The following is a 20,765-nucleotide window of genomic DNA, read 5'->3' as shown; positions in this document are numbered from 1 at the left end:
TCCCCAAAATTCATTCTTATAAAACAATGTATGATTATAAGCATATACTAGAAAATCTATTTTTTATAATTCAATTCATCATTTAATCTGGTTAAAATAGATGGTCTTTTAAAAAAAATTAAAAGTATAAAAGATTATCCATATTTTTTTATGAAAGTCATTAAACTATCTTGATAATAAGTAAATTTAATGACTTTCTAGAGACTTTCACAAAAATCTATTTGTTTATTTTTTACAATCAGATTTAGAAATTAAAAACTAGACTCACAGTTGCTTTTAACGGCTCGCCCGGCATAATCCAGTAATTGGTATAACTTGCAACATAATAATCACGGTCAAAAACATTATGTATATTAAGCTGTACTTTAAGCATGGGTGTCAACTGAGTATATGCACCTAAATTTAATAGCAGAAAAGAAGGTAAAGTTGTGCCATTATCTTTATAATTCGCACTTCTTTGAGCATAATAATTTACATTACTGGTTAATCCTGATGCATATCCAAAAAGATTAAAAGTATATTCACCACTTAAATTTGCTGCATGTTTGGGAATATTTTTTAATCTTGCACCTGAGCGTTCTGTTTCGCTTTTAATCACTTTCGCATCAGTATAGCTATAATTTGCAGATAAGGTTAAAGCATCAAAAAATTGATGTTGCCAGTTCAACTCAAGTCCTTGACTTTTAACTTCACCATTATCAACATAACTATCAAAAACACCTTCTGTCAACAAATGCTGTTTACGCATATCAAAATAAGTCAAACTCAACCAGTTCTGCATACCATATTGATATTTTCCACCGATCTCCCAACTCTGGGTTGTTTCTGGATCAAATAAATTACCAGTACTCTCTTTTAAGCCAGTATTCATTTCAAAAGCTTTACCCCAGTTGCTATAAAAAGATAAAGCAGAGGTCGGTTGATAATTCAGACCAATTCTTGGGCTAAATGGCGTATAAGTTTTTTGATCTGAAATTGCAGATTTATCATCATAAATTTTCTGCTGCATATAATCTATTCGACCGCCAAATAAAATATTCCATTTTGAATTTAGAAAAATCTGATCCTGTATATTCAAAGCAAGATTATTTTGTGTTTCCTTTGAGTGTTTGGTTAATCTGGATAAAGGTAAAATATTGCCATACACAGGTGAAGATAAACTGATAGGCATGTTAATACCAGAAGCATTACGATATTGAATTTGCTTAATAACATAATGACTTGCTTCAACATTAGCAACAAATTCATGTGCAATTGTACCAGTATTAAATTGTCCCCGTAAAATAGACTGAAACTGGGCCGTTTCGGTGTTAAATTTACGATAACGACGGAAACGATTGGCGAGATCAGCATGAATTGATGCAATTTCTGTTGATGTACCTTCACGCTGACCCTGAGCATAAGTAATGGCTGAAGTATTGTCCCAATTCTCATTCAATTGATGGTTTAAACGTAACTGATACATCTGCTCATTTACTTTGACATCACCATCATTCGGCTCGCCCAGAAAGGTCTTTTTATCAGTCAATATTTTGCCAGCATTTGACATGGGAATTCCACGATCAAAAACGTACTGGTATTGCCCAATTTCACTCTCCAGATTTAGTTGGGTTTGTTCAGAAATTTTCCATACCAGTTGTGGCGCAATAAAATAGTGCTGATTGGTGACATAATTTCGAAAGCTATGATTATTTTCATAAGATGTAGCCAAACGATAAGCTATCTGATCATTTATTGCACCTGTGCTGTCCAGTGCTGCACGGTATTGGTCATTTGTCCCCGCTTCAAGATTAAGCCGGCGAGTGGTTTCCCATTCAGGTTGTTTAGTGCTGATATGAAGTACACCACCAATCGCCCCTTGACCATACATTGCCGCCATCGGTCCTTTCAAAAAATCAACTGCTTCAACATTAACCATATCCCTTGGGACATGAATACCGGGAATTGTACTTAAACCGTTACGTAAATTACTGGTTCCCATATTCGGATCAGTACTGAAACCACGAAAAGAATAATTATCCCAGCCACCACCACCGTAACTGTCCTGATAAAACACGCCACTCACCATGGACAGTGCATCACTGATATTTTTTATATGATAATTTTCAAGCTCAGTTACGGATAAGTGGGATTTATTAAAAGGGACATCAAGCAAATTATGTTGAAACTGTGTTATTGCCTGTGATGAATTAAATTTTTCATTTTGTTTTTCAGCTTTGACAACCAATGTTGGCAATTGCTCAATCTCCTGCACAGCATCAGTATTGTTTTGTTCGGCATATACTGTTATTGAAATTTGGATCAGTGCAAGACTCCACGTAAGTGGATGCAATAAAAATTTAGACATATTCGTACTCTGTCATTGATTAAGATTTAAGTTGCAAAAGCAACCAACAATTTTTAAACAAAAACAGGCGATACAGGTGGACCACGTCCTTGAGGACAAAGAAATAGACGTTGCAGATAAAAGAAGATATACCATGAGATAGTCAGGTAAATGATCCTCATCAATGTTCTAATTTCAATTAATTGTGGAGATGAAATAGATATTGCCAAACTAGAATGAAACAATTGGCAAAAGTGACAGTCCATAGTACTGTCGATTTTCACATGATGTTCAAGGCTAGATTGCTGTAATGCTAAATGGTGATGTGATGATGGTACTACTGAATGATCCATTGCATGTATAATTTCGATACAAACTTGATTTTGGTACATTTTTTTAGGTAATAAAGCTTGCCAGAACACCATATTCTGTAATAGAACTGCAAGAATCCCCAATAAAATACCAAACCGAATCATGAACAATATCAAATAAAATAGCAGACACAAGATAGTCAACTTTTAAAATGATTGCAAATAAACATTGTCCAAACCAGTATAAAACGCAAAAGTTTTTTAGTTGTTACTATTGTTTAACAATATTCAAAATTTTGCTCAGAAATAATGGCAAGCCATGGTGCAGAAGTAAAATAAAATTTGGAAAGCTATATTCATAATTCTCACTGTTTAATCATAGTATTCTAATTGTTAGAACCAATTCAATCAGTATATTGTTGATAGATACTCGACAATAAACATAATATGCTAAATTGTAATATTATGATGTATCACCTATTTTTTAATCATTAAAATATTTTTTAAATATTATTTGATATCAGGCTATAGCAAATTTTTAACAAGAAGATGTCGTTTTTATATGTAAAAAATAAATTTCACAACATACCTATTATTTTTTCTAACCTTTGTGATTTAAACTAATTTGTTGTACATTTTTGCCAATTAGCACAACATTTTTATTCTAAATTACAAGCTAGAAATTGATCATTTCTTTTTTTTTAAAAATATACAGAAATACGATTTATTAACAATTTCAATCAAATGATGAAATTTTAGTCCCACAATCTCTTTTGTTACTGAAAAATACAGAAAAATGCTATTTATAAGATAAAATTAAAAATATAATATTTTTTGCCAAGAATGCCGCTTTAATTCAACCTTGAGTGTCCATTAAAGTCATTAGGCCAGCATTACATAAAGTGATTTTTAACCATACAATATCACTATGTCTAGCTAGCACAATACAAGTTTAAACTCATATTGCAATTTTTATGAGGATAAGCTGAATCGGGATTATTCCGGTGTTTTCTTGTAATTTATTATATTTTTTTATATATTATATACCCCATGATTAAGGAGCGTTTCCCATTGGAAAATCTTCAGGCTGTTTCAGAATCATCTATCACGATTGATCAAATTAATTTGGTTACTGATCGACTTAAAGTCCTATCAAATCCAGATAGAATGAAAATTCTGTGTATGTTAATTGGTAATGAATTTAATGTGCAAACCATTGAAAAATTAACTGATATTCATCAGCCTACGTTATCACAGCAACTTACCGTATTACGTAATTCAAAGTTGGTAGAAACTCGCAGGGATGGTAAACAGATTTTTTATCGTATTACTGATGAAAATTTATTGAAGTTATTAGAAACCGTTTTTAAGCTTTATCATCAAGATTAGTTTAAATCAGTCCAATCTGATCAAATAATGCAGCATAATGTTGTGCTTTCTGCTCTAATTTCATCGGATAAGCTCTAGATGATGATGGCAAACGATGTAAGTAAATAGTTCTTTCTCCCAGATGAATATGCTGTGATTGTCCAATTGTCGGTGCTTGTAAACTCTCCCCTAGTGCAAGCATCATGGTCTGCGCAGCTTTTTCGCCTGTGGTAATTATATGATGACACTGTTTGAGCTGAGCTAAAATCTTTTGTAAATCTGCATATTCTACAATTTCTAAATGTGAATCTGCTGCATTTCCCTTAAGGCGTTTTACAGCAATAGCACTATCATAAATTGCAATCCCCTTTGTCTGTAAAAATTGCTGAATTACAATCGTTTTAAATGTTCTATTTTGCAAATCAATAAAATAATTTTTGTCCTGAAAAAAAATCAACCCCATGATTCGCCACATGTCATTTTGAAAATTTGGATAATAGAAATCCATTTTCCAGCGTAAACGAGGTGGCGGGAAACTGCCTAGCAAGAGAACTTTGGCATGCTCAGGTAAAAACGGCTGAAGTGGATGATGTTCAATTTCAATCATAAATATAAATTTTTCTGTTGCAAACTAACCTGAAGTACGGCGCCTGTATAAAATTGTTCAAGTTTTCGTACAAAAATATCCTGAACAGGATGTTGTATACGATCCAATACAACGATTTCAAAACGCTGTAAAATCGGTTGTAAGTCCTGATAACCATATTTTTGAAAAAATTGCTGATATTCACATAATTGTACAATTGTGGCCTCATATTGCGCTAACAACATTTGTGCAGATAATATGGTATGTAATGCAAAACTCGATTGCATCTGTAGTAAAACATTCGTACGTTGTGACAGGATTAAAGCTTGTGTAAGCTTGCCCTGATGATACATCACATCGATCAACGCAACAATCAAACGAATCTTGTCAATTTCATTTTCAACTTCGAGTGTATGCCAGCGTTTGCCCCGACAGATTTCATCGCAAATCTGTCTGAGCTGATATACGTGTATACTGGACTTTACTAACTCAGGATTAATAAAGCTCATGCATATCTTTATTGGTTAAAAATCCATTGAGAAACTTTCCGTTGATCTTTAACCTGTAATTTAACAGTCTGCAAAACATATTCTTCTGCCATTAATTCAAATTGCATGAATTCGTCACGTCTAAAAGCATGACAAGTCATATTACGCTGTGTCTTGGCTTTGCTTTTCCATACGGCCTCAGTTGCTTTAATACCATCAATTGCCACGACAATATCATGTGCAGATAAACCAGCCTGTGCTGCATGACTTGTTCTTGATACCTGTTGTAATAGTAATCCTTCCGGTTTTTCCTGAATCTTGGCACCAAAAGCCAGTGTTTGCTCTGTCTGAACTTGATAATCAATACCAAACTCTGCCAATACTTCATCCAGTGGTAATTCTTCAGTACTATTAATCAAAAATGATAAGCGATCTGCCCAATCCTGACCAGTTAAGGATTTACAAATTTCAAAAATACTACGCTCGTTAACCTGAATACCTTTTTGGGTATTGGCATATAAAGTTTTTAATACATGATCTAAACCTGAACCATGACTACGTAATCCTAAATCCAAACATAAAGCAACCAATGCACCTTTATTATAATAGCTTGTTCCAGCATTATTACTATTTTCATCCTGACGATAAAATTTTATCCATGTATCAAAACTGGACTCACTTACCGATTGAATTTGGCGTCCCGGATTCTGCAAATAACGATTAATTTGTTCTGTCAGTAATTTTAAATAATCTTCTTGCGAAATCACCTGACTTCGAGCCAAAATCAGGTCATCATAATAGGACGTAAATCCTTCAAAAATCCACAATAATGAAGTGTAGCCTTCCTGATTCAAGTTAGGATGAACATAATTTTCCGGACGAATAAATTTGACCAACCAGGCATGAAAATATTCATGACTACATAATCCAAGATATCGTTGATAATTTTTACTTGGTTGATCAGTTTCTTTTGCTGTTGGCAAATCATCACGTGGACAAATTAAACTGGTACTTTCACAATGTTCTAATCCACCATATAAACTACCGGTTGCCATGGTCAAAAAAGTATATTTTTCAAAAGGTGCTGAACCAAACATAGCAATTTCTGTAGCACAAATTTTTTGCAAGTCCTGTTTTATGCGATCCAGATTTGCATGATGTTGACCAGAAATGACAAAATCATGATGAATGCCTTGTGCATCAAAGCTAAATTGCTGTTGCTGCGCCAATTCGAACGGACTGTCTATTAAATGTGCATAATTTTTAGCTTTTAAGGTATAACGACCCTTAACTAATGATTTGCTGCTCAAGGCACCAGCCAAACTAAAATGCTTCAAAGCTGTCGGCAAAAAGATTTCCACTTCATGTGCAGCATCTTCCTGATCTGTTAACCCTAAACAAACAGTAGTTGGATTGATATAAATTCGGGTTTGATCAACATAACTGCCTCGCACCGATAAATCATAAGCATAAACCTGATATTCTACAGTAATCAGTTCATGTTCAGTATTGGTTAATTCCCAGCGATTCTTATGAGTTTTATGGATAGTTAGCGATAATCCGGCTTCATTATAGGCTTTGACATTTTCGATATGTTTAGAAAATTCACGGATCAGGTAACTTCCCGGAATCCATGTAGGTAACCAGAGTTGTTGTTGGGGATTGGCTAAAAATCGAATGGTGACGTTAATCAAATGTTGCGTATAGTCATCAAATTCAAGCTGATAATGAATCATACAAACATGGTCCTGTAATCAATTTCACTAGTGTAACACCTGCCAGACTACCGAAAAAGATCTGTTAAATTTCAAGATGTTTTTATAATGTCTGCTTGCCGTAAATTATAGGACAGTTAAAAAACAAAAAATCACTTATTCAATGTTCTGATCCATCAATTTAAAAATATCCGAACATTCAAATAAGTGATTTTTTAGGTGTATTTAAGCAGTTTTAATACTTGGACTTGCGCCAATTTGCCAGACAAATGGTAAAGCTTGCTGATTCACTTCCCAATCTCCAATTGCTTTTTCTTTATAAATGATTGGATTATGTGAAGAAACAACTCGAGCATTTCGCCAGAAACGATCAAGGGATTTACTTGAGCTTGCAGCAGAAGCACCTAATGTATTAAATAAACGACTGGTTAAGTCTAGTACCAGTTCAGAAATAATGACCTGCCCCTGAGCTGATTCCAGCTCAGCCGCATTATTTGCCTGAATATCTTTAAGTTCAGAGGAACCAAAATGACTTAAATAAGCAGTTTGTAACGCCTGTGCTGTACGTTGTGTAATGGCTTCACTGGCATAAGTTTGCGCAGATGCTTTACCAATTAATTGTAATATTTGTGGATCATGACGTACCAAATCGCCATTGCCATGACTGAAAATACGCTGACGATTCTGGACTTCCTGCGTAAAAGTCTCTACTGCTGATTGGGCTATACCTGTAAGTGTAGCAAGATGAAAGACTTGATAAAAAGCGGTCTGATATTTAAATCGTTGATCAAAAGGTAAAACATGTTCTGCGAACACAGGCACATTTTCAATTGTTAAAGTGCCACTCCCAGTCGTACGTTGTCCAAAACCATCCCAGTCATCTTTAATTTGAACACCTGTTTCATGGGTAGAAATTGCAGCAATAACATTTTGTTGTGTGGTTTCATCAAAAGCAAACAGATCAATCCAGTCTGCAAAAATTGAGCCTGTTGAGTAATATTTTTCACCATTAACCACCAAGTGACCTTGTGAATTCTTGGTTACTCGTGTAACTACGTCACCAATTTTAACTTTACCAACCTCAGTCCAACCATTTCCAACCAAATCACCCTGCACAAAACGTTCAAACCACTTTTGTTGTGCTACGGTTTTGTGAGCAACGATACGATCTTCCACAAATGCAAAATGTCCACGCAATGCCTGAGTTAGATTGGAATCTGCCTTTGCCAATTCTGTCAGTAATTGGAATAATTGTGGCAATGAAACACCTTGTCCACCATATTGCACAGGAATACGCACTGCACCAAAACCAGCATCTTTTAACCATTGAATGGGTTCATAAGGCAATTGTCGCTGCTGCTCACGTTGTAATGCTGTTGCAGCAATTTTTTCAAATACTGGACGAAATTGTTTGGCCACCTGTTCATAATCTGCGCCTAAAGACAATTCTGATGTTGCAATGTTTAGATCACTCATAATTTTTATCCTCTCATGCTTTAAATATTCAAAAATGAAAATTAACTCCATGAATGTCGTGGCGGTTCTATCTCATTAAGGTAATAATTTCCAATAATATTGTATTTCCAGCGTACAGGATCATGTAATGTATGCGTACGAGCATTACGCCAATGACGATCCAGATTTAATTCGGATAATGTGGATCTGGTGCCTGCCAATTCAAATAATTTATTGGTCGCGAGAATCGCTATTTCTGTGGTTAATACTTTTGCTTCGGCTGTTTTTAAGGTGGCCAGCGAAACATTGTGTTCTGTTGGTTGCTGTTTTGCCAGATCTATGGCATCTCCGGCCAGTGCCAGAATAGCTTCAGCCGCATGTAGTCTAATTTTCAATTCCCCAATATTGGCAATGGTATATGGATCATCACTTGCTTTTTCCAAACCAGAATCAATCCATGGACGGGTATATTGACGTACATATTGAATGGTTTGTTCAATGGCACCACGTGCAATACCTGCATCTACTGCTGCCTGAATATATTGTGAGATTGCTCCTGCGGCTGTTGGGCGCTCAAAGGCTTTGTAAACTGGAACAACATATTTGGCATCAACCTTTACCTGTTTTAGGTTTACACTTCCGCTTGCCGTAGTCCGTTGGCCAAAACCAGACCAGTCATTGATAATTTCTAATCCAGGACTGTGTTGCGGAACCAAAGCTGCATAAGGATTATTCTCGTCATCTACTGCGATCACAGGGATCCAATGTGCCAATAATGCACCAGTTGCAAAAAATTTTTGACCATTAATTTCGTAATGATCCTGATCTACTTTTTGTATTTTTGTTTCCAGTGCAGCAACATTCTTGCTATTTTTTTCTGAAAAGGCATTCCCAAATCGTGCACCTTGCAACACTTGTGCAAAGAAGAATTGCTGTTGTTCCAGACTAGCATCCAAACGTAGATGTTCAAGGAAAGCCCAATGATTTTGTGCAATCTGTCCCAATGAAGAGTCTACACTAGAAATAATATTCACAACTTCAGCCAGTGTTCGATATTTGACGTCTGCACCACCAAATTCCTTAGGGATTGTAATTGCCCACAAGCCGCTTTGAGAATATTTTTGGATTTCCTTTAAAGGCAAACGTCGCTCCTGATCACGCTGTGAGGCTTCTACAGCAAATTCAGTTGACAATTTTTTAGCGATTGCGATGGCTTCTTCATCAGTTTTAATAATATGTGCAGGTTCATTATTTTCAAAAAAATTAACAGGTATTGCCGTTTGAGATGAAAACGGTTGATTAAGATCGGTCATAATAACTTAAACTCTTGTGTTATTGATTTGATTTAAGCTAGCACCCTTTTTTAAATAAATTTAATAACAAATAATGCTAAAAATATTATTTTAATTAAAATCGAATTTTTATTTTATATATATTATTATGATAAGCTTATTCTTATAATAATTATCTATTATTTAGATAAGTTTAAAATATTTATTCATTTTACATCAGTGTTTTTTATTTCAATACTAATAAAACTTCTATAACATTATTTTTGAGCGATTATTATGTCTACTCCATCTGATCAACCTTTAAATATTGTGGCCGTATCTGGTGGCTTAAATACACCTTCAAAAACAGAAAGTTTGGTACAAAATATTCTTAATGAACTCTCAGTTGCAACTCAAATCAACGTTCACTTTATTAAACTAAGTGAAATTGGACCATTACTTGGTGGTGCAATTTATCGTAATCAGCTACCACAGCGTGTTCAAGATGATTTGGCTGCAATTGAATCTGCTGATGCATTAATTGTGGGTACACCTGTTTATCGTGCATCTTTTACAGGATTGTTTAAACATTTATTTGATTTTGTAGAACAAACTGCTTTAGTTGATGTACCGGTTTTATTAGCAGCTTCAGGTGGTAGTGATCGTCATGCACTGGTACTGGAACATCAATTGCGCCCTTTATTTAGTTTTTTTCAGGCACAAACTTTACCTATTGGGGTCTATGCCACAGACAAAGATTTCACACCTGAATACACCGTAAAAAGTGAAGAGCTTAAACAACGCATTACACTGGCTGTTGCACGTGCATTACCAATTCTTGAATGGGCACCGGCCAAGGGTCATCGTGCACAAGTGATTAAAGACAAAACTCAACAAGCCAATCAACAATTGGGTATTAATAAGCAAATTGAACAGGATGATGTTTTGCCATCGGCAGCCGTTCCTGATCTCGATGCTGCTGAAAATCGTCTACATGCAAAAACGCAAAAAGCTTCTGTCGCCTGATATACAAGCGTAAAGTTTTTTGATTAAAAAAGATGAATGGAGGTTTCCATGACTACAAAAACAGAGATTCAATTTGCTTACTGGGTTCCAAATGTAAGTGGGGGTTTGGTGGTTAGTAACATCGAACAACGCACCAATTGGAGCTATGAATATAATGTTAGCCTTGCTCAGGCTGCTGAAAAAAATGGATTTTCCTATGCCTTAACCCAGATTCGCTTTACCGCAGGTTATGGTGCAGAGAATCAACATGAATCTGTCAGTTTTAGTCAGGCGCTTTTAGCAAAAACGGAGAACCTCAGGGTTATTGCTGCTATTTTGCCTGGTCCGTGGAAACCTGCACTTGCAGCAAAACAACTGGCAACCATTGATTACATTAGTAATGGGCGTATTGCAATTAATGTCGTCAGTGGTTGGTTTAAAGGTGAATTTGATGCAATTGGCGAAGAATGGCCTGAGCATGATGAACGCTATGTACGCTCAGAAGAATTTATTCGTAGTATCAAAGGTATCTGGACACAGGATCAATTTAGTTTTGATGGTAAATATTATCAATTTAAAGATTACACCTTAAAACCTAAGCCGATACAGCAACCACATATTGAGGTTTTTCAGGGAGGAACTTCTCGTGCCGCAAGAGATATGGCATCAAGGGTATCGGACTGGTATTTCGCAAATGGCAATACTGTAGATGGAATCAAGGCACAAATTGATGATTTACGTTCCAAGGCAAAAGCCAACAATCATCAGGTTAAAGTTGGAATCAATGCCTTTATCATTGCCAGAGATACCGAAGAAGAAGCAAAAGCAGTACTGGAAGAAATTATCGCAAAAGCCAATGTTGAAGCTGTTCAGGCTTTTGACGATGCTACCCGTCAGGCAGGTGCTGCTAGCCCAGAAGGCGAAGGAAACTGGGCCAAATCGACCTTTGATGATTTAGTCCAATATAATGATGGGTTTAAAACCAATTTGATCGGCACACCACAACAAATTGCCGAACGAATCGTTGCCTTAAAAAATGTAGGCGTGGACTTGATTCTTTCTGGTTTTTTACACTTTATTGAAGAAGTAGAATACTTTGGAGAAAAAGTATTGCCTTTAGTCCGAGAACTAGAACAACAACAAGAAAAGAAATTAGCATAATTTTTATATCACCTTTATTTTTTTATGGCGACACCCTAATATGAATTTTTATTAGGGTTTTCTTTTATCTGGATTTTTACGAGAGTGTAAATGATTCTATCGTTAAATTGTCTTAATGACTGTTTCAACAGAATAACGGCACCATTGTGAAATTTTTTCAATAAACTGATTTAAATCCTGAGGTTCAAAATTGCTAACAACCATATAACAAGCTTTGCCCAAAACTTTATGGCACTCTTGAATCTGTGAATATTGTTTTACCAGATATTCAACTTCTGTAAAGGATTGCTGTTCATTTAAATATAGTTGGATAAACTGCTTATGTTGATGATTCACGGTAATCGTATATTTTTGAATAATACCCTGTTCAATCAGTTGTGTAATACGCATACCTACAGCCTGCCCCGTACGGTGTACTCGTTGACCAATCTCTTTATGGCTTAATCTGGAATCCAGCTGTAATAAATTTATAATTTTTTGATCTATATCATCTAATTGCAACATATTTTCACTACGAAAGAAAATTAAAAAGATTATTTTCAATATTATATAACAGAATTTATTTAATTAACCTACCATGAAGTTGTCTATTTACGTAAGCGTCTAGAATGAAACAAGCATTATTAATTATCGATGTACAAAATGATTATTTTCAGGGTGAAAAAATGCCATTATTTCAGCCTGAACAGGCCTTAAAAAATATTCATTTACTTGAACATTTTTTCCATTCACAAAAGTTACCTGTAATTTATATTCAGCATTTTAATTCTGAAAACAGCAAATTCTTTTATGAAAATACCATCGGAGCAGAACTTCATACAGAGCTAGCGTTAGCTGCTGATGCTATTATTGTTAGCAAACGTTATCCAAATAGTTTTTATCAAACTACATTACAGCAGACATTACAGCATTTAGCGATTGAACAACTTGTAATCACAGGTATGATGACACACATGTGCATTGATTCTACAACACGCCATGCAGCAGAATTAGGGTTTCAGCCTATTCTGATTCACGACGCAACCGCAACAAAAGATCTAAATGATCTGGGCAAAACAGTCGCTGCTCAAGATGTACAGATTGCATTTTTGGCCGCGCTAAGTCGATTTGCTCAACTACAATCGACACAACAATTTTTGACTACATACCCACCATCATCATGCCAAAATCATCGTGTTGTAAATTAAACTCACCTGATACCACAATAATTTTTTGATTTAAGAGTAAAAACTTGGATCAGGTACTTTTGCTGTTAACACCCATTCCCCAACTTCCTGATATTTGTAATCTATCGGATCATGTAAGGTTTGGGTGCGTACATTACGCCAGAAACGATCCAAATTAAGTTTTGCAGTGGTTGCTCTTGCTCCCAGAACCTGAAAGATATTTTGGGTGATCTCTAGACTAGTTTCGGTGGCTGCAATCTTGGCCGTAGCAATTGCAATAGAAACCTCCCCTCGCTGCTGCTCAGTTAAATTTTCACCAACTGCCCATGCCTGACTAAATTTTGTAATAGCTTGTCGTGCCAATAAGCGTACACTTTCCAACTTCACCCAGAATGCTGCAAAATGCTGTTGGATATAAGGATCATTAACAGCCTGTGTCGCATTGGATTTAAACCAGGCTTTTTGTGTCTGAATCTGTGCTTTTGCATATTCAAAAGCACCTTCAGCCACACCTAAAAATAAATGTACAAATATAAGCTGTGCGAGCAAAGGTCGCAAACTGGTATAAGGTGTACTTAATGGCCCTGGATCTAGCAAAAATTCTGATTGATAAATACGAACTTGTTCAAATTGTGTTGTGCCACTATCCGTCTGCCGTTGCCCCATATTATCCCAATCACCTTTAAAATAAATACCTTGCCGTGTAGTGGGAATAACTGCAATCCATAACTTATCGTGTTCATCATGTGCTGAACAAAGCAACATATCTGAATCTATTGAACCTGAACTAAAACTTTTCTCACCATTAAAAACATAATATTGCTTGTCTATTTTCTGTAATTTAGTCCGTTGATCCAATGGATTCAACGCATTGCCCCAGAATTGCTGTTTTTGTGCAGAATGTCGAAACCAACCTGTATATTGCTCAGGTTTAGAAAATAATTGTACTGTTGCAATCAATAAATGATGAAAAGCATAAACATGGGCAACTGAACTATCCGCTTGGGCAATAATGCGAATAGACTCAAAAATGGTTGACCACTGCGCACCTATACCACCAAACTTTTTGGGAATAGATAAATTCAACAAACCACTTTTACGAATCAAATCACGCTCATACTTTGGATTTCCGCCTTTTTTATCCCGAATAGCAGCAGTTTCACTCAATTTTATTGCGAGATCATGCGCAACTTCTAGTACATCTTCTTCATTCAGTATTAATGGCATTTCAATCTTCCAACATTATTTTTTCATACAATATTGTTTCTATTTTCTTCTGTCAAAATAGAAAGTAATAGCGTAATACATACTTTTTTAAAGTAGTTTAAAAATTAAGGAATTCATTGTGATCTATTTATTGATAATATCTATAATTTTTTAGTTTATTTATTAGCATTTTTATAACTATATTTTGCATTTTTTTTCCTATGCAATTTTTCAGATAAAGTTTGTCTTTTTTATTCGTTTTCATCGCTTATTTTTTTTATTACTTTAATGTCTATCGATTTTAATGCAATTGATTAAGCGAGTACGATATGCATGTTTTCCATTCTCAACCTTATACTTTTATAGACTGCAAGCAATATACCTCGATTGCGATGTGGATGCATATCTGTACGCATTAAAACTATTGTTTAAATAATTTTTCTTATTCGAGGTATATTCCATGTATTTTCAACCCAAATTTGCTGCATTCACTATTTTAAGTCTCGCATTTGCAATCAGTGGATGCAATAAATCTAACGATCCACAACAATCCTCAACTGAACAAACCACCGATCAGTTAAAAACCGTTTCAATTGGATTTCAAAAATATGGTTTGTTACCAATTGTCAAAGCACGTGGTGATTTAGACAAAGCATTGCAAAAACAAGGAATTAAGCTAAAATGGGTAGAATTCCCTGCCGGCCCTCAATTACTGGAAGGCTTGAATGTAGGTAGTGTAGTATTGGGTGAATCTGGCGAAGCGCCACCTATTTTTGCTCAGGCAGCCAGTCCCAATTTAATTTATGTTGCCAACCAACCCCCTGCACCGGCAGCTGAAGCCCTGATTGTTGCTAAAGACTCTCCTATCCATTCTATTCAGGACTTAAAAGGTAAACGGGTAGCCTTAAATAAAGGCTCGAATGTCCACTACTTATTATTAAAAATTCTGGAAAAAAATGGGTTAAAACTCAGTGACATTCAAGTAGTATATTTAACCCCTGCTGATGCGCGCGCCGCCTTTGAACGTAAATCAATTGATGCATGGGTAATTTGGGATCCGTTCTTTGCTGCCGCAGAACAACAATTAGGTGCCCGCGCATTGGCAACAGGACAGAACCTTGTCAGTAATCATCAATTCTATCTGGCAGATCGTAAATTTGCCCAGCAACATCCTCAAGTTCTAAAACAGATTGTGACTGAGCTAAATCAAACCACTGAATGGGTCAAAACTCATCAGGATGATGCAGCAAAACTTCTTGAAAAACCAACAGGTTTGGATTTCAACATCCTTAAAACCTCAATCTCCCGTATGGGCTTTGGTGTAACGCCAATCAGTGACAAAGTGATCACAGAGCAGCAGGCTGTTGCCGATGCCTTTTATCAACAAAAACTTATTCCAAATTCCATCAAGATTCATGATGCCATTTTAAAAACTGAATAAGCCCTGAACGTATTTTGGAATTCAATGTAACTAGGTGATGTATATGAAAATTTTTTGGTTTATTCCTACACATGGTGACAGTCGTTATTTAGGTACAAGCAAAGGTGCCCGTCAGGTTGATCATGCTTATATGAAGCAAATAGCTGTTGCTGTAGATAATTTAGGTTATGAAGGGGTATTGATTCCAACCGGGCGTTCCTGCGAAGATCCGTGGATCACTGCGGCCAGCTTAATTGATGCTACTGAAAATCTGAAATTTCTAGTCGCACTGCGTCCTGGTGTGACAACACCAGCATTAACTGCACGTATGGCAGCTACATTTGATCGTTTATCCAATGGACGTATTTTATTAAATCTGGTTACTGGTGGTGATGAGGAAGAATTAAAAGGCGATGGTTTATACGAAGACCACAAAACTCGTTATCAAACCGCCAATGAATATGTAAAAATCTGGCGTGAAATTTTGACCCGCTCACATACAGGAGAAAGTTTTAATTTTCATGGCGAGCGTTTACAGGTAGATGATGCAAAATTACTTTATCCACCAGTTCAACAACCTCATCCACCATTATGGTTTGGTGGCTCGTCAGATGTTGCTATTGATCTTGCAGCAGAACAGGTAGACACCTATTTAACGTGGGGTGAACCACCTGCCGCAGTCAAAGAAAAAATTGCCGTTGTAAAAGCCAGAGCAGAAGAAAAAGGTCGTCAACTCAGTTACGGTATACGCTTGCATGTCATTGTACGTGAAACTAATGAACAGGCTTGGGCTGCCGCAGATGAACTGATTCAATATGTGGATGATGAAACTATTGCCGCGGCACAGAAAAAATTTGCACAAATGGACTCTGTCGGCCAACATCGTATGGCAGCCTTACATGGTGGAAAACGTGACAAGCTTGAAGTCTCTCCAAATTTATGGGCTGGTATAGGTTTGGTTCGTGGTGGGGCCGGAACAGCATTGGTCGGTGATCCGGAAACTGTTGCTGCACGTATTCAGGAATATGCAGATCTTGGAATTGATACATTTATTTTTTCAGGATATCCACATCTTGAAGAAGCCTATCGTTTTGCTGAACTGGTATTCCCGTTACTACCATTAGAGACCCAGAAAAAACTGGTACAACCAAACTTAACAGGGCCTTTTGGCGAAATTATTGCCAATAATTATGTCCCTGATGCAGCCAAAAATAAAAAAACTGAGGAGGTGTTATGAACCAGACTGCCTCCAAGGCACCAAAAATCAAAAATCGCGTATTACAAAAATCATGGCAGAAAATTCTGCCGTGGTTAGTGCCCATTGCCCTTATTGCTTTTTGGCAAATCTGCTCTAGTACTGGTTTATTGGAAAGCCGTATTTTGCCAGCACCTACTGCTGTGATTGCAGCATTCTGGACATTACTCATCAGTGGTGAACTTTGGCATCACGTCAAAATCAGTGCCGGACGCGCATTACTCGGATTATTGGTTGGTGGTGGTTTAGGGTTACTTTTAGGTTTATTAAATGGTTCATCACGTTTTTTTTCCAATTTACTCGATACCACATTACAAATGATCCGTAACATCCCTGCTCTTGCGCTAATTCCATTGGTAATTTTATGGTTCGGAATTGATGAAACTGCCAAATTATTTTTAGTTGCTGTGGGTGTATTTTTTCCAATTTATGTCAACACTTATCATGGTATTCGTTCGGTTGATCCACAATTGATCGAAATGGGTAAAAGTTATGGCTTAACCCGCTGGCAGTTATATAAAGATATTATTTTACCAGGAGCAATGCCATCGATTTTGGTTGGATTACGTTTTTCGCTTGGATTGGTCTGGGTATTGTTGATTGTGGCAGAAACAATTTCTGCACAATCAGGTATTGGTTATATGACCATGAATGCACGTGAATTTTTACAGACAGATGTGGTACTCGTAGGAATTATTTTGTACGCCATACTCGGTAAACTCGCAGATAGCTTTGCCAAATCACTTGAACACTATCTCCTGCGCTGGCATGCCGGTTATCAAAATCATTAAGAGGATACAATCATGAGTAACTTAAATATCCTATATAGTGACGAAGCCGTTCATCTGGAAAGAGCTGAAAGCAAACCAGTTGCCATCACAGGTGCAGATATTCACATTCAGCAACTTTCCAAGTTTTATGGAAATGTTACTGTACTGCAAAATCTCAATCTGAACATTGCTGCTGGAGAATTTGTGGCAATCGTGGGTCGTAGTGGTTGCGGTAAAAGTACGCTGTTACGCTTAATTGCAGAATTAGAACATGCCGATCAAGGCGAGATTCAGTTTATCTCTCAAAAGAATCATCAAAGTATTCAGAAGCACGATATACGTGTTATGTTTCAGGATCCAAGATTGTTACCATGGAAAAGCATTGAAGATAACGTTCAGCTAGGACTAGAAAAAACACAATTTAATATTGCTCAAAACTTATTAAACAAAGTAGGTCTTGCAGAAAAAGCCAAACTCTGGCCAAGCCAATTATCCGGTGGCCAGCGACAGCGTACTGCTTTGGCACGTGCATTATCTCATCGACCACGTATCCTTTTACTGGATGAACCATTGGGTGCTTTAGATGCTTTAACTCGTCTGGAAATGCAAAATTTGATTGAAAAGCTTTGGCTTGAACAGGGCTTTACTGCCATTTTAGTGACCCATGATGTAAGCGAAGCCGTTCAACTGGCAGATCGAATCATCTTATTGGATAAAGGCCATATTGCACAACAATTTCAGGTTAATTTGGCACGTCCACGTAAAAAAGGTGTTGCATTTGCTGAACTTGAACAAGCCGTTTTAGAAGCTGTTTTAAATACATGATCTACAAATTATTTCTTATAGTATTGATAATTTAATCAGCGCAATCAAACTTAAATAAAATAACGAGAAGTAAAGACAGCTTCTCGCTATTTTTCGTTATTAGACATATTTATTTTTCAGAAAATGCATAAGTTACTTTTCCTGTTGGCGCAAAAAGTTTTTTATATTCATTTTCATTAAATTTTTGATAAATCCCCATATCTCTTACAGTATATTTTTTACCGTGAATCACTGCGACAACTTCATCAGACGGTGATTGAATCATTGCTTTGCCAATATTTTTCAAAGCTACCGCATAATCTATCTTATTAGATAAATTTAATGTGGATAATGGAACTTTTTTACTGATCCATTCAGCAAGATAAAACTCGTAAAATGGTGCAGCCTGATTAGGTTTTTTAAACGCCACTTCCCTTAAAAAATACATTAAAGAGCGATATTCATCATTTTTTAAATCATCTACTGTGACATGTTCAGGTAATTCTGAAAATTTTACAGTTTGATTTTGATAATTCAACCAGACAAGTTGCTGTTTTTGCATTTCTTCAGCAAAAGTCGTCATATCTTTTAACTGACTATAATCATGCGTTAAATAAACAAATAATGGCGTATCTGCACCTGAAACCTTCATAATTTGACTGACAAAATGATGACCATCGGTTAAATAAAATTGCCCATCAGGTGCTTTTACAACTGTTTTCATTGCATTTGGTTGAGTACCAAAATTTTCCTGACATTGAAAAGATTGTAAGTTTCTCAATGTTGATTGTCTGTTAAAACTTTTTACTGCTACTGCACCAGTGGCTTCACAATAATCATCAAACATTTTTTTAGGTTCATAATGATACCTTTGTACCTTATAACTTATCTGACGGTCACCTACTGCTGGCTGTGTTGGGTGTAAATCAGCCAAATTGACCTGAATTATTCCCAGCGGAACAGAATTTATCTGATTTTTTGCTGTGCTTAGAGGACTAGATACCATTAATGCCAATCCTACGCATCCATAAATAAAACGCATGATTAAATTCCTAGAAAACAAACTGAATACGACCAACAACAGTTTGGTTATTATCTTTAACTTTAATACCATTAATATTTCTTGAGGTATCAACATTACCAAGTTCTGAATAAATATATGATAAAGTAAATCTTATATTTTCATTCATAAAATAGTTAATACCTGCAACATAACTATTAATCTTATATTTGTCTTCTCTATTGATTGCACGAATACCATCAACATTGTTATTCATTTCTTTTTTAGATGCAGCTTCATTTGGTTCTATCTGGCTATATTCATAACGCAAAAATGGTTCAAATGTATTAAATTGGGTAGGTTTTCCCCATTTTCCTTCTGCAACATTATATTTACGACTTGCATTCCATAAATAAGATGCTTGTATATAGCCACCTTGTAAGCGTACATTTTGTAATTCAGTTTTCTTTTTACCAATATCTTTGCCTTTTACCTCACGATAAAAATATTCGCCCTGTAATCTTAAGTTATTTTTTTGATATGCAAGTTCTGCAACAGCTTCCCGATCCTGATATGTATTATTAACTTCTGCAAATCTTAATTTATCATCCTGATCGCTTCTTGTTTCTAAACGTGTCGCTATTTTTGTATCATTATTATCCGGATTAGCATCATGATAATTTAAGCCCAAATGTAAAACTTCATTTGGCTTAATAATCGGTGCAAAAGTAAATTTGGCATAATAACCAAAATTTTTATTGGGATTTTCTTCATCACGATCAAAATATGGCTTTGCCAAAGCCACAGCTAAACTATGATTTAACCCTGAAGAAGTAATTTGATAACCATAATCCAGATCATCTCGTCCAGTAGTTAAATCATACATGATAGGCCGTTCATTTGAGGTTGTCCAACTAGAACTGGTCGCGCCTTCCAGTCCCCAGTTATATTTAAATCGGCCTGCATAAACCCCAATATTTTCCAGACCTGTAAAACCAACCCATGCCCGATCGAAAGAAAAATCATGTGTTTTTCGATCATAAGCCACTCGAGCCTCATAAGGTAATACTTCATGAACTACTCCTGATAAACCAAGATTACCACGGCGAACAAAGGAATCATTAGAATTATCAAATGCCTTAGTTTGGCTCGCTGCAGAAAATCCTTCAAAATTCACAAAGTCATATTGTATTCGACCTTCAAGTGCAATAGATGAACCATATCCTGACAGGCTAAAGCCATCTTTCAAATTTGCAGAATAATCAAATGATTGATCTGCATAAGTAATATGACCTGCTGTTAAGGCAAGAATTGCCAATAAGATAGGTTTAAGTTGCATTTGTTAAGTCCATAATCAAAAAATTGTACTTTTTATACGTTCTTTATGTTTCTTTTTCATGACGAAATGTATTAGGTTATATAAAAATACTTTGATATAAAATTAAGTTTTTTACAAAA

The 20,765-nt window shown here is 35.9% G+C and carries 19 protein-coding genes; 8 read left to right on the top strand and 11 right to left on the bottom strand.

The window, feature by feature from the left end; translation table 11 throughout:
* Window positions 1-244 precede the first annotated feature (244 nt).
* Window positions 245-2,347: a TonB-dependent receptor gene (locus F4V57_RS01960; RefSeq protein ID WP_070070368.1), complete on the bottom strand. Its 2,103-nt coding sequence runs from the start codon at window positions 2,345-2,347 to the stop codon at window positions 245-247.
* Window positions 2,348-2,400: 53 nt separating this feature from the next.
* Window positions 2,401-2,802 carry a DUF2946 family protein gene (locus F4V57_RS01955; protein WP_070070369.1) on the bottom strand — a complete coding sequence of 134 codons (402 nt, stop codon included), beginning with the start codon at window positions 2,800-2,802 and terminating at the stop codon, window positions 2,401-2,403.
* 885 nt (window positions 2,803-3,687) lie between these two features.
* On the opposite strand from F4V57_RS01955, the gene F4V57_RS01950 reads away from it, so the two are divergent.
* A complete protein-coding gene (locus tag F4V57_RS01950) occupies window positions 3,688-4,026 on the top strand; it encodes an ArsR/SmtB family transcription factor (protein WP_070070604.1) in 339 nt (112 codons plus the stop codon).
* Window position 4,027: 1 nt separating this feature from the next.
* Here F4V57_RS01950 and F4V57_RS01945 read toward each other — a convergent pair whose 3' ends face one another.
* The 5 genes from F4V57_RS01945 to F4V57_RS01925 form a co-directional block, all read right to left on the bottom strand.
* Entirely contained in the window at window positions 4,028-4,612 is a 585-nt protein-coding gene (locus F4V57_RS01945; protein WP_070070605.1) for a uracil-DNA glycosylase family protein, read from the bottom strand.
* Entirely contained in the window at window positions 4,609-5,100 is a 492-nt protein-coding gene (locus F4V57_RS01940) for a hypothetical protein (protein ID WP_070070606.1), read from the bottom strand. The genes F4V57_RS01945 and F4V57_RS01940 overlap by 4 nt, the downstream gene beginning before the upstream one ends.
* An 8-nt stretch (window positions 5,101-5,108) precedes the next feature.
* The gene (locus F4V57_RS01935; protein ID WP_070070607.1) at window positions 5,109-6,815 is read right to left on the bottom strand and encodes a M61 family metallopeptidase; all 1,707 of its coding nucleotides are present in this window, start codon (window positions 6,813-6,815) and stop codon (window positions 5,109-5,111) included.
* Window positions 6,816-7,019: 204 nt separating this feature from the next.
* A complete protein-coding gene (locus tag F4V57_RS01930) occupies window positions 7,020-8,270 on the bottom strand; it encodes an acyl-CoA dehydrogenase family protein (RefSeq protein WP_070070608.1) in 1,251 nt (416 codons plus the stop codon).
* A gap of 41 nt (window positions 8,271-8,311) precedes the next feature.
* On the bottom strand, window positions 8,312-9,562 hold the full coding sequence (locus F4V57_RS01925) for an SfnB family sulfur acquisition oxidoreductase (RefSeq protein WP_070070609.1): 1,251 nt from the start codon (window positions 9,560-9,562) through the stop codon (window positions 8,312-8,314).
* Window positions 9,563-9,817: 255 nt separating this feature from the next.
* Here F4V57_RS01925 and msuE point away from each other — a divergent pair, with 255 nt between their 5' ends.
* Entirely contained in the window at window positions 9,818-10,546 is a 729-nt protein-coding gene (gene msuE, locus F4V57_RS01920) for an FMN reductase (protein ID WP_070069814.1), read from the top strand.
* Window positions 10,547-10,594: 48 nt separating this feature from the next.
* Window positions 10,595-11,686, top strand: a complete 1,092-nt coding sequence (gene sfnG / locus F4V57_RS01915; protein ID WP_070069815.1) for a dimethylsulfone monooxygenase SfnG — start codon at window positions 10,595-10,597, stop codon at window positions 11,684-11,686.
* 102 nt (window positions 11,687-11,788) lie between these two features.
* On the opposite strand, the gene F4V57_RS01910 is transcribed toward sfnG, so the two are convergent.
* A complete protein-coding gene (locus F4V57_RS01910; protein ID WP_070069816.1) occupies window positions 11,789-12,190 on the bottom strand; it encodes an Lrp/AsnC family transcriptional regulator in 402 nt (133 codons plus the stop codon).
* 104 nt (window positions 12,191-12,294) lie between these two features.
* On the opposite strand from F4V57_RS01910, the gene F4V57_RS01905 reads away from it, so the two are divergent.
* Entirely contained in the window at window positions 12,295-12,873 is a 579-nt protein-coding gene (locus F4V57_RS01905) for a cysteine hydrolase family protein (RefSeq protein WP_070069817.1), read from the top strand.
* Window positions 12,874-12,903: 30 nt separating this feature from the next.
* Here the strand turns inward: F4V57_RS01905 and F4V57_RS01900 are convergent, their stop codons facing one another.
* A complete protein-coding gene (locus F4V57_RS01900) occupies window positions 12,904-14,079 on the bottom strand; it encodes an acyl-CoA dehydrogenase family protein (protein ID WP_070069818.1) in 1,176 nt (391 codons plus the stop codon).
* A 439-nt stretch (window positions 14,080-14,518) separates the two neighbouring features.
* Between F4V57_RS01900 and F4V57_RS01895 the strand changes: the two genes are divergently transcribed.
* The 4 genes from F4V57_RS01895 to F4V57_RS01880 are packed head-to-tail and all read left to right on the top strand — an operon-like array spanning window position 14,519 to window position 18,328.
* Window positions 14,519-15,499 (top strand): sulfonate ABC transporter substrate-binding protein, encoded by a 981-nt coding sequence (locus F4V57_RS01895; RefSeq protein WP_070069819.1) that lies wholly within the window; start codon window positions 14,519-14,521, stop codon window positions 15,497-15,499.
* A gap of 43 nt (window positions 15,500-15,542) precedes the next feature.
* Window positions 15,543-16,715, top strand: a complete 1,173-nt coding sequence (ssuD, locus tag F4V57_RS01890) for an FMNH2-dependent alkanesulfonate monooxygenase (RefSeq protein WP_070069820.1) — start codon at window positions 15,543-15,545, stop codon at window positions 16,713-16,715.
* A complete protein-coding gene (gene ssuC / locus F4V57_RS01885; RefSeq protein ID WP_070069821.1) occupies window positions 16,712-17,524 on the top strand; it encodes an aliphatic sulfonate ABC transporter permease SsuC in 813 nt (270 codons plus the stop codon). The genes ssuD and ssuC overlap by 4 nt, the downstream gene beginning before the upstream one ends.
* 12 nt (window positions 17,525-17,536) lie before the next feature.
* Window positions 17,537-18,328, top strand: a complete 792-nt coding sequence (locus tag F4V57_RS01880; RefSeq protein WP_070069822.1) for an ABC transporter ATP-binding protein — start codon at window positions 17,537-17,539, stop codon at window positions 18,326-18,328.
* A gap of 109 nt (window positions 18,329-18,437) precedes the next feature.
* On the opposite strand, the gene F4V57_RS01875 is transcribed toward F4V57_RS01880, so the two are convergent.
* Both F4V57_RS01875 and F4V57_RS01870 read right to left on the bottom strand, forming a co-directional pair.
* Entirely contained in the window at window positions 18,438-19,349 is a 912-nt protein-coding gene (locus tag F4V57_RS01875; RefSeq protein WP_070069823.1) for a ParB/Srx family N-terminal domain-containing protein, read from the bottom strand.
* Window positions 19,350-19,359: 10 nt separating this feature from the next.
* Window positions 19,360-20,646, bottom strand: coding sequence for an OprO/OprP family phosphate-selective porin (locus F4V57_RS01870; RefSeq protein WP_070069824.1), 1,287 nt, complete (start codon window positions 20,644-20,646; stop codon window positions 19,360-19,362).
* Between the last annotated feature and the right edge of the window lie 119 nt (window positions 20,647-20,765).

This window comes from Acinetobacter qingfengensis (genome assembly GCF_008693185.1).
GTDB lineage: Bacteria > Pseudomonadota > Gammaproteobacteria > Pseudomonadales > Moraxellaceae > Acinetobacter > Acinetobacter qingfengensis.
Note: the sequence above shows the minus strand (reverse complement) of the source record. Positions and strands in the feature narration are given on the sequence as shown.